We start from the raw sequence: 12,567 nt of genomic DNA on the forward strand, positions 1-12,567 counted from the left end.
ACAGGAGAAGGACGAGATGGTTTATGCCATCAGGCTGTGCACGGCAAGGTTAATCGCGCCGCCGCCCACAATCAGCCAGATGAAGAGCACCAGCGCCATCAGCAGCGGTTTCGCACCGGCTTTTTTCAGCGCGCTGACGTGAGTGGTCACCCCCAGCGCCGCCATCGCCATCGCCAGCAGCACCGTATCGAGCGTCACCAGCATCTCCACCACCGCGTTTGGCAGCAGGTGGAAGGAGTTGAAGATAGCGACCACGATGAACAGGATCGCAAACCAGGGGATGGTGATTTTGCTTTTCTCGCTGCCGCCTGCCGGAGCCAGCTGCTTAACCCGCGCCGCGAGGAAAATCAGGAACGGGGCCAGCATCATCACGCGCAGCATTTTGGCGATGACCGCCGCGTTTTCCGCTTCCGGATTGATGGCGTGACCTGCCGCCACCACCTGCGCCACTTCGTGCATGGTTGAGCCGATATAGATGCCGTAGGTTTCCGGGCTAAACCAGTGCGCCACCAGCGGGTACATGGCCGGATAGAGGAAGATCGCCAGCGTACCGAAGATGACCACCGTTGCAACGGCGACCGTCACTTTACTGGCTTCGGCCTTAACGACCGGCTCCGTCGCCAGCACCGCGGCGGCGCCGCAGATGCTGCTGCCCGCGCCGATCAGCCAGCTGGTCTGTTTGTCCAGCCCAAAGATCTTCTGGCCAATGAAGCACGCCAGTAAAAAGGTGCTGGTAAGGGTCAGGACGTCAATGGCAATCCCGCTGACGCCCACGTCCGCAATCTGCGAAAAGGTGAGTCGGAAGCCGTAAAGGATAATCCCGAGACGTAATAGATGCTGCTTGGCGAAAATCACGCCGCCGTCGCAGGATTTCCAGAGGTGCGGATAAACGGTATTCCCCACCACCATGCCGAGCAGAATGGCCAGCGTTAAGGCGCTGAACCCTGCGCCGGCAACCGCCGGTATACTGCCGCCCCATAAGGCAACCCCGGTAACTACGGCGCTGAGCGCGAGACCCGGCGCGAAGTGCCACACTGTACGATGATGTTGTAAGGTGATTTCTGACATAACCTTCTCCTTTGTCTGGCTAAAGGTTACGGCGCTCTGGCTTAAAAATAAAATTGATTATATATTTATAATCAATCTTTATAAGTGGTAAGCAACCATGCACATTACATTGCGTCAGCTGGAAGTTTTTGCCGAAGTGCTTAAAAGCGGCTCGACGACCCAGGCGTCACAAATGTTGGCGCTCTCGCAGTCCGCCGTCAGTGCGGCCTTGACTGATCTGGAAGGGCAGCTGGGCGTCCAGCTTTTCGACAGGGTAGGGAAGCGGCTGGTGGTGAACGAACATGGCCGACTGCTGTACCCGCGCGCGCTGGCGCTGCTGGAGCAGGCGACGGAGATCGAGCAGCTGTTCCGCGAGGACAACGGCGCTATTCGCGTTTTTGCCAGCAGCACGATCGGTAACTACATTCTGCCGGAAGTGATCGCCCGCTACCGCCGTGATTTTCCGACCCTGCCGCTGGAGATGAGCGTCGGCAACAGCCAGGACGTCATTAACGCGGTCATTGATTTCCGCGTGGACATCGGGCTTATCGAAGGGCCCTGCCACAACGTGGATATCATTGCGGAACCCTGGCTGGAGGATGAGCTGGTGGTATTCGCTTCCCCGGCCTCCTCTCTGTTACAGGGCGAGGTCACGCTGGAACGGCTGGCGCAGGCCCAGTGGATCCTGCGCGAGCAGGGCTCCGGTACGCGTGAAATCGTCGATTATCTGCTGTTGTCCCATCTGCCGCAGTTCCAGCTGGGAATGGAGCTAGGTAACTCGGAGGCCATCAAGCACGCCGTGCGTCATGGTCTGGGCATCAGCTGTCTCTCCCGTCGGGTGATTGCCGAACAGCTGGAAACCGGCTCGCTGGTTGAGATCCCCGTTCCGCTGCCGAAGCTGGTGCGTACATTGTGGTGCATCCATCATCGTCAGAAACACCTTTCCAGTTCGCTCCAGCGCTTTCTGCGCTACTGCGCCATTTAACATTTCCCGGTGGCGCTTCGCTTACCGGGGCTATGTTCGCTTACCACCCCACATTTTTATGCTTTACTTATAATCCTGGCCGAGTCATGAAGCTCTCTTATAACTGAGCATTTCTGCCGGAAGGAACGCGGATCGTCTGCTACAATCGCGCCTCATTTATTGAATGGACAGCATTTTCACATGGTTTCAGAAACTAAAACCACAGAAGCGCCCGCGCTACGTCGCGAACTCAAGGCGCGTCACCTGACGATGATCGCCATTGGCGGATCCATCGGTACAGGTCTTTTCGTTGCCTCTGGCGCAACGATTTCGGCAGCCGGCCCGGGTGGGGCACTATTCTCTTATATCCTGATTGGCCTGATGGTCTACTTCCTGATGACCAGCCTGGGCGAACTGGCGGCCTACATGCCGGTATCGGGGTCGTTTTCGACCTACGGACAAAAATACGTTGAGGAAGGCTTCGGCTTCGCGCTGGGCTGGAACTACTGGTACAACTGGGCGGTGACTATCGCCGTGGACCTCGTCGCCGCACAGCTGGTGATGACCTGGTGGTTCCCGGACACGCCTGGCTGGATCTGGAGCGCGCTGTTCCTGGCCGTTATCTTCCTGCTGAACTACATCTCCGTGCGCGGGTTTGGCGAAGCGGAATACTGGTTCTCTTTGATTAAAGTGGCAACCGTCATCATCTTTATCGTCGTCGGTGTGGCGATGATCGTTGGTATTTTCAAAGGGGCCGAACCGGCGGGCTGGAGTAACTGGACCATTGGCGACGCGCCGTTTGCCGGGGGCTTCTCGGCGATGATTGGCGTGGCGATGATTGTCGGCTTCTCCTTCCAGGGCACGGAGCTGATTGGTATCGCGGCCGGTGAATCCGAAAACCCGGAGAAGACCATTCCGCGCGCGGTGCGTCAGGTGTTCTGGCGTATTCTGCTGTTCTACGTGTTCGCTATCCTGATTATCAGCCTGATCATTCCGTATACCGATCCAAGCCTGCTGCGTAACGATGTGAAAGACATCAGCGTCAGCCCGTTCACCCTGGTCTTCCAGCACGCGGGCCTGCTCTCTGCGGCGGCGGTGATGAACGCGGTGATCCTGACGGCGGTACTGTCTGCGGGTAACTCCGGCATGTACGCCTCCACCCGTATGCTCTATACCCTGGCCTGCGACGGCAAAGCGCCGCGTATCTTCTCGAAACTGTCTCGCGGTGGCGTGCCGCGCAACGCGCTGTATGCGACCACGGTGATTGCGGGTCTGTGCTTCCTGACCTCCATGTTCGGCAACCAGACGGTGTACCTGTGGCTGCTTAACACTTCCGGTATGACGGGCTTCATCGCCTGGCTGGGTATTGCCATCAGCCACTACCGTTTCCGTCGCGGCTACGTCATGCAGGGTCATGATCTGAATAACCTGCCGTACCGTTCAGGGTTCTTCCCGCTGGGGCCGATTTTCGCCTTCGTTCTGTGCCTGATCATTACTCTGGGTCAGAACTATGAGGCCTTCCTTGCGGACACCATTGACTGGGGCGCCGTTACGGCCACCTACATTGGTATCCCGCTGTTCCTGCTCATCTGGTTTGGCTACAAGCTGACGAAAGGAACACGCTTCGTTCGCTACAGTGAAATGGATTTCCCTGAACGATTTAAGCAATAACCGCACTTCCTCTCTTTAAGCCCGCTCAACCGAGCGGGCTTTTTTATGGGCAGATCAGAAGCTGTAAGTCATGCCAACCGTATAGCGACGCCCGTCCAGCACGGTGTCATACGTGTCGTAGTCAATCTGCTTATCAAGCACGTTATACACACCGGCGGTAACCAACAGGTTTTTGTTCGCGTTGTAGCGCAGACCAACATCAACCTGAGTGTAGGACGGCGTGCCCTGTGACATTGACGTGCGGCTCAGGTACTCAGACGTTTTACCGCGAAGGTTCAGACGGCTCCAGAAACCGACGTCGGGCGTCGCCTGCCAGTCCAGGGTGGTGTTGAACATGTGCTTCGGCATCTTGTTCAGCGGCTTGCCTGAGAACTGACCGCTCTTCTGCTCGGATTCGGTATAGGTATAGTTTGCGGTCCAGTTTACATCGCGCGAGATTTTCCACCCGAAGGAGGACTCCACGCCGCGCATGTTGGCTTTATCCACGTTGACCCGGTCGCTCACGAAATCATAGCTGTGATCGCCAATCGTACAGGCGGGATCGGCGCTGCTGTTACAGCGGCGAACTTCCGTAATCTTGTCCTTGAAGTCGGTATTGAACAGCGTCACGCCGGCATTCAGGTTATCGTTGTTATCCCAGAGCAGGGCGAGCTCTTCGCTCAGGCTCTTCTCTGGTTTCAGATCCGGGTTGCCGACGATGATACCGTCAAGACGGCCGCCACCCGTTACCTGGCCCCAGCTGGCAGACGACTGACGCAGATCCGGCGCACGATAGCCAGCCGAAACCCCGCCTTTCAACGTCCAGTGATCGGCCAGGTGCCATACGCCGTAACCGCGCGGCGTCCAGTTCGTCCCGTAGTTTTGGTCTTTGTCCATACGCAGGCCGCCGGTCAACGTAAAGCTTTCCGTCATTGACCATTCATCTTCGGCAAACAGGGCCCAGCTCCAGCGCGTCAGTTTGTTCAGGCCGTCCGCCGCTTCCAGCTGATTGCCCTTGTCACGCAGTTTCTCATACCGATACTGCCCGCCGAGGGTCAACGTATGATCGCCGAGGAAAATCTGGTTCTGGTTGTTGAAGGTGGTGTTATACGAGCGCATTTTGCGACCTGGATTATTGGTCTCTTCCTGCTGGATATAGCTGGTGGTATTGAAGTCGTCGTAATACCCGCTGTGGGTTAAGGAGTAGGTCGTGTGCTCATAGCGCGAGTCGCTTTTGGTATTTGGCTTACAGGTTGTTCCCCGGCAGGTTTCAGCCGCTTTCGACATCCCTGGCGTGCTGTTTCTGTCCTGAAGCTCGCGAGCAAAATCAAGATCAAAATCGTTCTTCTCATCCGGGGTGAAGTTCAGGGTAATGCCACCGTTACGCATTTTCTGCTCGTTATACCCGTTCACGATTTTATCTTCGGCGCGGCGTGACAACAGCCCTGTCACTTTTGCGCCAAGCAGCCCGTCAATCAGGGGACCAGAAGCGTAGGCGTTGGTCTGGAAGATATCGCCGGAATCATGGTTTTCCTGGAAGGTTGCATCGCCGTGCAACGAACCGGTCCAGGCTTTAGTGTTTGAGACTTTTTTGGTAATGACGTTGATGACGCCACCCATCGCATCGGAGCCGTAAAGCGAGGACATCGGGCCGCGGATAACCTCAATGCGCTCAATGGACTCCAGCGGCGGCAGCCAGCCTTGTTCAATACCCGAGTTGTCGCTGTTGGGGCGGGTGCTTCGCGTACTGACGCGTTTGCCGTTCACGAGGAACAAGGTGTACTGAGATGCCATGCCGCGAATGCTGATATCACTGCTACTCCCGCCGCCGGTGACGACAACGCCCGGGACGTCTCTCAGGGCATCGGTAACATCACGGTAGGCTTTATCTTCAATCTGCTGTTTCGAAATAACAGAGATGGAGGCGGGGGCATTCTGGATCTTTTGTTCAAAACCCGTCGCGGTGACGACAACGGTGTCCTGATCGGCTGCGTGAACGAGAGGGGTGAATGTGGCAGCGCCAACGGCGACGGCCAGGAGCTTAATGCGGGGTATTGTCATTTGTACATTCCGTATAAAAATGAATAAAACTCCATCGGGATAACCCTGAGAACTGTATGTTTTTGTCTTTTAAGAACTCTTTAAGATGGAGAAGAGCCTGGAATTGTACAAAAGAATGTAGAATTGTAAACACAAATGATAATTGAAATCATTTGTGTTTGACGAAAATGAAAGGAAACCAGCCTGGATTCAAGCGGATAGAATTATGTAAATGAGGGGGAGGGGAAAGGCCCGGTATGCAGGAGGCTTCCGGGCAAAAAGGCTGAACTTACCCGAACAAATGTTCCGCATGGAAGCGGAGATGATCTTCAATAAAGGACGCCATAAAGTAATAGCTGTGATCGTATCCCAGCTGAATGCGCAGCGTCAGCGGCCAGTCCTTCTGGCGCGCCGCTTCAGCCAGCACCGCAGGCTGTAACTGTCCGGCGAGGAATTGATCCGCATCACCCTGATCGATAAGCATCGGAATCGCATCTTCCGTCCGGCTTGCCAGCATCAGCGCGCAGCTGTCCCATTCCTGCCATTTTTGACTGTCGTCACCCAGGTAGTGCGTAAAGGCTTTTTGCCCCCACGGCACCTGCGTCGGGTTCACAATCGGTGCAAATGCCGACACGCTGACGTACTTACCCGGATTTTTCAGCGCCATGATCAACGCGCCGTGGCCGCCCATCGAATGCCCGCTTATTGCGCAGCGTTCGCTGACCGCAAACTGAGACTGCACCAGCGCCGGCAGTTCGTCGCGAATGTAGTCATACATGCGGTAATGGCTCGCCCACGGCTGCTCGGTGGCGTTGAGATAGAATCCGGCACCTTTACCCAAGTCGTATCCGGCATCGTCGGCCACGTCATCGCCACGCGGACTGGTGTCTGGCATCACCAGGGCGATGCCCAGCTCAGCGGCAATACGTTGTGCTCCCGCTTTGGTGGTGAAGTTTTCGTCGTTACAGGTCAGGCCTGAAAGCCAGTACAGCACCGGTGGATTTTCCGCAGGGGGCAGGAAAATGCTGAACGACATTGCACAATTCAGCGTGGTGGAGTCGTGCCGCCAGCGCTGCTGTCGACCTTCAAAACAACGATGCTCTTCGAGCAGTTCCATGCAGGGCTCCTTAAAGGTAAGACGATTCATAAAACGCATAATACAGCGTTTTCATTGACCTGTGAGCAACTTTCACTTTCGCAGGACGACGAGATGTTGCATCATAAATTTACTTTTCTTTAACAATTGGAGCGATCATGGCGCTGCGTATCGCGCTCAGCGGATTTGTGGTTCTGGTCGTGGCAATGGGGATAGGGCGCTTTGCCTTCACGCCTCAGGTGCCGCTGATGATTGCCGCCGGGCAACTCACGCTTACCAGCGCGGGTCTGGTGGCGGCGATGAACTATCTGGGCTATCTGGTCGGCGCATGGGATGCCATGCGCGCCCATCGCTTCGTTGAAACGCGTCTCTGGCTGGGGATTATCGGCGCGGTGGCGCTGACGCTGCTCTCCGCAGCGGCAGATAACGCCGTCGTTCACGGCCTGCTGCGCTTCGTGATTGGCTGCATGAGCGGCTGGTCGATGGTGCTGATTGCCGCCTGGACCAACGAACGGCTGGGGCAGTTGGGCAAGCCGGGGCTCAGTGCGGCGGTCTTTGCCGGACCTGGCGCCGGCATTGCGCTGAGCGGCCTGCTGGCGGTCTATATTCAGGCCAAATCCCTGTCCGCCGGGGCGGCATGGCAAATCTACGGCGTCCTGGCGCTGGTGCTGATTGCGCTGGTGGCGCGGTATCTGCCGCGCGCGGGTCAGCTTCATCGCCCGGGGTCCGCTCCTGAGCCGCTGCGGCTGACCGCAGATTTAAAGCGTCTGGTCTGGAGCTACAGCCTGGCGGGATTCGGCTATATCCTCCCGGCGACCTTTTTATCGCAAATGGCGGCGGTGCGTTTTCCCGGCAGCCTGTTTGCGCAGTTTGTCTGGCCGATATTTGGCGCCGCTTCGGTGGTGGGAATTGCGCTCAGCATTGCCCTGCGGCATACGTCAAGCGCTAACCGCAGGCTGGCGATTGTCCTTTGGCTACAGGGGATTGGTGTGCTGGCGGCCTGGCTGCTGCCGGGCATTGGCGGTTTGCTGACGGGAGGGATGCTGGTGGGCGGCGGGTTCCTCTGCGCCGTGCAGCTCTCTCTGCTATACGGTCGCGAGCTGGCGCCAGACCACGCGCGCTATATGGCGGGGCTGCTCACTACCGGGTATGCCATTGGTCAGCTGGTGGGGCCGGTCACGTCGGCGCTGTCGACCTGGCTCACGCACCGGCTTGAACCTGCGCTGGGGCTGGCGGGGATCGCGCTGTTCGTTGGCGGGGCGTTAGTCTGGAACCGTCAGGCTGAAAGGCAACAGCAATTGCAATAATTATCGTCGTGAATACTGGATTATGTGCGTCGCCTCACGCACAATGAGCGCACACTTTTGCCACAACGAGGGCAAAAGACGCCACACCTGCAGGAGAAAAGAATGCCATCACTCAGTAAAGAAGCAGCCCTTGTCCATGAAGCGCTGGTTGCGCGCGGTCTTGAAACGCCACTGCGCCCGCCCGTGCAGGAGCTGGACAATGTTACCCGCAAGAGTCTGATCGCCGGCCATATGACGGAGATCATGCAACTGCTGAATCTCGATCTGAGCGACGACAGCCTGATGGAGACGCCGCACCGCATCGCGAAAATGTACGTCGACGAAATTTTCTCCGGCCTGGATTACGCGAACTTCCCGAAAATTACCGTCATTGAAAACAAGATGAAGGTTGATGAGATGGTGACGGTACGCGATATCACGCTGACCAGCACCTGCGAGCATCACTTTGTGACGATCGACGGTAAAGCGACGGTGGCTTATATTCCAAAAGATACGGTTATTGGCCTGTCCAAAATCAACCGCATCGTGCAGTTCTTCGCCCAGCGTCCGCAGGTGCAGGAACGTCTGACGCAGCAGATCCTGACCGCGCTGCAAACCCTGCTGGGTACCAACAACGTGGCGGTGTCCATCGACGCGGTGCACTACTGCGTGAAAGCGCGCGGCGTGCGTGATGCCACCAGCGCGACCACCACCACCTCGCTGGGCGGCCTGTTCAAATCGAGCCAGAACACCCGCCAGGAGTTCCTGCGCGCCGTGCGTCACCACAACTAATCAGACAGGGCAGGGACCATGGAGCGAAACGTCACGCTCGATTTTGTTCGCGGCGTCGCCATTCTCGGTATCCTGCTGCTGAATATCAGCGCCTTCGGTCTGCCGAAGGCCGCTTATCTGAATCCTGCGTGGTATGGCGACATCACGCGCAGCGATGCCTGGACGTGGGCAATTCTCGACCTCTTCGCTCAGGTGAAATTCCTGACCCTCTTTGCGCTTCTTTTTGGCGCCGGACTTCAGCTTCTCCTTAAACGCGGTACGCGCTGGATCCAGTCGCGCTTAACGCTGCTGGTCATCCTTGGCTTTATTCACGGGCTGCTTTTCTGGGACGGCGATATTCTGCTCGCATATGGCCTGGTAGGCCTTATTTGCTGGCGGCTGATCCGCGACGCACCCGGCGTAAAAAGCCTGTTTAATACCGGCGTGATGCTCTATGTCATGGGGCTGGCCGTGCTGCTGCTGCTCGGCATGATTGCCGATGGCGCTACCAGTCGGTCGTGGATCCCGGATGCGGCCAACCTGCAATATGAGCAGTTCTGGAAGCTGAAAGGCGGCATGGAGGCGATCGGCAACCGGGCCGATATGCTCGGCGATAACCTGCTGGCGCTGGGCGCGCAATATGGCTGGCAGCTGGCGGGGATGATGCTGATGGGCGCAGCCTTAATGCGCACCGGCTGGCTGAAAGGGGAGTTTAGCCTGCGACACTATCGTCGTACGGGGGCAGGGCTGGTGCTGCTCGGCGTGATCGTCAACCTCCCGGCGGTGATTATGCAGTGGCATCTTCACTGGGATTACCGCTGGTGTGCGTTCCTGCTTCAGGTACCGCGCGAGCTGAGCGCGCCGTTCCAGACTATCGGCTATGCGGCGCTGATTTACGGCTTCTGGCTGCGGCTCTCCCGCCTGTGGATCGTCAGCGCGGTGGCCTGCGTTGGACGGATGGCGTTAAGCAATTACATTCTGCAAACCCTGATCTGCACCACGCTTTTCTACCGATTCGGCCTGTTTATGAAATTCGACCGCCTGACGCTGCTGGCGTTTGTTATTCCGGTCTGGATTGTCAACGTAGTGTTTTCCGTTGTCTGGCTGCGCTATTTCCGCCAGGGCCCGCTGGAGTGGGCATGGCGCCAGCTAACCGCCCTTGCGTCGGGTACATCATTACGTAAAACATCCAGATAACGATCTGGATCACAATCATTAACAAAACGGATGTAAGCGTTTTCATCTGTGTGAGCTTCTTCACGTAGTCTCCTCTCTCTCGCTGCCAGAATAGCCACCTTGCTAAACACAGGGGGTGTCTGTGAGTTGCTGCAATCCTTTAAAGGATGGTGAATATGATCACCATTCGTGACGTCGCCCGCCAGGCGGGTGTTTCTGTTGCTACCGTCTCCCGCGTGCTGAACAACAGCGCGCTGGTCAGCCCTGAAACGCGTGAAACCGTAATGAAAGCCGTGACTCAGCTGGGGTACCGGCCAAACGCCAACGCGCAGGCGCTGGCGACGCAGGTCAGCGATACCATTGGCGTAGTCGTGATGGACGTGTCGGACGCCTTCTTCGGCGCGCTGGTCAAAGCGGTGGACGTTGTTGCCCAGCAGCACCAGAAATACGTGCTGATTGGCAACAGCTATCACGAGGCTGAGAAAGAGCGCTATGCCATTGAGGTACTGATCCGCCAGCGCTGTAACGCCCTGATTGTACACTCTAAAGCCCTGAGCGATGAGGAGCTGGCCGGGTTTATGGAGCAGATCCCCGGTATGGTGCTGATCAACCGCATCGTCCCCGGTTACGCGCACCGCTGCGTCGGACTGGATAACGTCAGCGGCGCAATGATGGCGACGCGGATGCTCATCAGCAACGGCCATCAGCGCATTGGCTACCTGGCTTCCAGCCACGGTATTGAAGACGACATGATGCGCCGCGAAGGCTGGCAAAATGCCCTGAAAGAGCAGGGCATTGCGCCCCTTGAGAGCTGGGTCGGCACCGGTTCGCCGGACATGCAGGGCGGTGAAGCGGCAATGGTTGAACTGCTGGGGCGTAACCTTCAGCTATCAGCCGTGTTTGCCTATAACGACAGCATGGCGGCAGGTGCACTTACCGCGCTGAAAGACAATGGCATTGCGGTGCCGCAGCATTTATCGCTGATCGGTTTTGATGATATCCCCATTGCCCGTTACACCGATCCGCAGCTGACAACGGTACGTTATCCCATTGCGTCGATGGCGAAACTGGCGACAGAGCTGGCGTTACAGGGGGCGGCCGGGCTGTTAGATCCTGACGCAACGCATTGTTTTATGCCCACTTTAGTACGCCGCCATTCGGTCGCTATTCGGCAAACTGTGGCTCCGATCACTAACTGATAACATCACGTGATGTAACCGTTTTCAATCTGTGAGTAAATTCACAGTATCTTAACAAGCCGCTGTCTATGATGTCAGCGTTTTAGGGGCTGAAACACAATGTAACGGTGATTATTCACTTTTACCGTTGCCAGAACGCCTCAGACAACGAATAAAACGCATTTCTGGAGCGTTACCGAACACGGAAGCTGGACATTTTATAAGTGAACGTCGGCGATCAGTAACGTTTTATTAACATCTGCCCGCCTGCCGTTTTTCACCAGAACTACCCTGCATAAAAAAAACCGGAGATACCATGAATAAGAAGGTGTTGACTCTGTCTGCTGTCATGGCAAGCATGCTTTTTGGCGCAGCAGCTCACGCTGCGGATACCCGTATTGGCGTGACTATCTATAAATACGACGACAACTTCATGTCTGTTGTGCGCAAAGCAATTGAAAAAGATGCTAAATCAGCGCCAGACGTACAGCTGCTGATGAATGACTCCCAGAACGACCAGTCCAAACAGAACGATCAGATTGACGTTCTGCTGGCAAAAGGCGTGAAAGCGCTGGCTATTAACCTGGTTGACCCGGCCGCAGCAGGCACGGTTATCGAGAAAGCGCGCGGCCAGAACGTGCCAATCGTCTTCTTCAACAAAGAACCTTCCCGTAAGGCGCTGGACAGCTACGATAAAGCGTATTACGTGGGTACTGACTCCAAAGAGTCCGGTATTATCCAGGGCGATCTGATTGCGAAACACTGGGCAGCAAACCCGAACTGGGACCTGAACAAAGACGGTCAGGTGCAGTTCGTTCTGCTGAAAGGCGAGCCGGGCCACCCGGATGCTGAAGCCCGTACCACCTACGTCATCAAAGAGCTGAACGACAAAGGCCTGAAAACCCAGCAGCTGGCGTTAGATACCGCGATGTGGGATACCGCTCAGGCGAAAGATAAGATGGATGCGTGGCTCTCTGGCCCGAACGCGAACAAAATTGAAGTGGTCATCGCCAACAATGACGCGATGGCTATGGGCGCCGTTGAAGCGCTGAAGGCACACAACAAATCCGCCATTCCTGTCTTCGGTGTGGATGCTCTGCCAGAAGCGCTGGCGCTGGTGAAATCTGGCGCAATGGCCGGTACCGTGCTGAACGATGCTAACAACCAGGCGAAAGCCACCTTCGATCTGGCGAAAAACCTGGCCGACGGTAAAGGTGCCGCTGACGGAACCAACTGGAAAATTGAAAATAAAATCGTTCGCGTTCCTTATGTGGGCGTAGACCAGTCCAACCTGGCTGAGTTTATCGGTAAATAAGATTTTCGTTTTGTTTTCACTGGGCGCAATTCGTTGCGCCCTTT

General features: G+C 56.5%; 10 protein-coding genes. 7 read left to right on the forward strand and 3 right to left on the reverse strand.

The features are described from left to right. Nucleotides 1-21: 21 nt before the first annotated feature. Nucleotides 22-1,068: a YeiH family protein gene (locus tag E0L16_RS06710; protein ID WP_131636576.1), complete on the reverse strand. Its 1,047-nt coding sequence runs from the start codon at nt 1,066-1,068 to the stop codon at nt 22-24. 97 nt (nt 1,069-1,165) lie between these two features. Between E0L16_RS06710 and yieE the strand changes: the two genes are divergently transcribed. Together yieE and E0L16_RS06720 are read left to right on the forward strand one after the other, a co-directional pair. Beyond that, entirely contained in the window at nt 1,166-2,032 is an 867-nt protein-coding gene (yieE, locus tag E0L16_RS06715; RefSeq protein ID WP_063943443.1) for a DNA-binding transcriptional regulator YeiE, read from the forward strand. Between the two features lie 180 nt (nt 2,033-2,212). Then, complete coding sequence (locus E0L16_RS06720) at nt 2,213-3,682, forward strand: amino acid permease (protein ID WP_063450324.1); 1,470 nt, start codon at nt 2,213-2,215, stop codon at nt 3,680-3,682. A 54-nt stretch (nt 3,683-3,736) separates the two neighbouring features. Here E0L16_RS06720 and E0L16_RS06725 read toward each other — a convergent pair whose 3' ends face one another. Both E0L16_RS06725 and fghA read right to left on the reverse strand, forming a co-directional pair. Further along, on the reverse strand, nt 3,737-5,722 hold the full coding sequence (locus E0L16_RS06725; RefSeq protein ID WP_047367964.1) for a ligand-gated channel protein: 1,986 nt from the start codon (nt 5,720-5,722) through the stop codon (nt 3,737-3,739). A gap of 268 nt (nt 5,723-5,990) precedes the next feature. Then, the gene (gene fghA / locus E0L16_RS06730) at nt 5,991-6,818 is read right to left on the reverse strand and encodes an S-formylglutathione hydrolase (RefSeq protein ID WP_131636577.1); all 828 of its coding nucleotides are present in this window, start codon (nt 6,816-6,818) and stop codon (nt 5,991-5,993) included. A gap of 137 nt (nt 6,819-6,955) precedes the next feature. Here fghA and E0L16_RS06735 point away from each other — a divergent pair, with 137 nt between their 5' ends. The 5 genes from E0L16_RS06735 (at nt 6,956) to mglB (ending at nt 12,523) form a co-directional block, all read left to right on the forward strand. After that, complete coding sequence (locus tag E0L16_RS06735) at nt 6,956-8,104, forward strand: YbfB/YjiJ family MFS transporter (protein ID WP_131636578.1); 1,149 nt, start codon at nt 6,956-6,958, stop codon at nt 8,102-8,104. Nucleotides 8,105-8,206: 102 nt separating this feature from the next. Further along, on the forward strand, nt 8,207-8,875 hold the full coding sequence (folE, locus tag E0L16_RS06740) for a GTP cyclohydrolase I FolE (RefSeq protein WP_064910334.1): 669 nt from the start codon (nt 8,207-8,209) through the stop codon (nt 8,873-8,875). Nucleotides 8,876-8,893: 18 nt separating this feature from the next. Then, complete coding sequence (yeiB, locus tag E0L16_RS06745; protein ID WP_131636579.1) at nt 8,894-10,051, forward strand: DUF418 domain-containing protein YeiB; 1,158 nt, start codon at nt 8,894-8,896, stop codon at nt 10,049-10,051. A 155-nt stretch (nt 10,052-10,206) separates the two neighbouring features. Then, on the forward strand, nt 10,207-11,229 hold the full coding sequence (gene galS / locus E0L16_RS06750) for an HTH-type transcriptional regulator GalS (RefSeq protein WP_063450318.1): 1,023 nt from the start codon (nt 10,207-10,209) through the stop codon (nt 11,227-11,229). A 295-nt stretch (nt 11,230-11,524) separates the two neighbouring features. Beyond that, entirely contained in the window at nt 11,525-12,523 is a 999-nt protein-coding gene (gene mglB / locus E0L16_RS06755; protein ID WP_063450317.1) for a galactose/glucose ABC transporter substrate-binding protein MglB, read from the forward strand. Nucleotides 12,524-12,567: the final 44 nt, after the last annotated feature.

Source organism: Enterobacter quasihormaechei (assembly GCF_004331385.1).
In the GTDB taxonomy this organism is placed as follows: domain Bacteria; phylum Pseudomonadota; class Gammaproteobacteria; order Enterobacterales; family Enterobacteriaceae; genus Enterobacter; species Enterobacter quasihormaechei.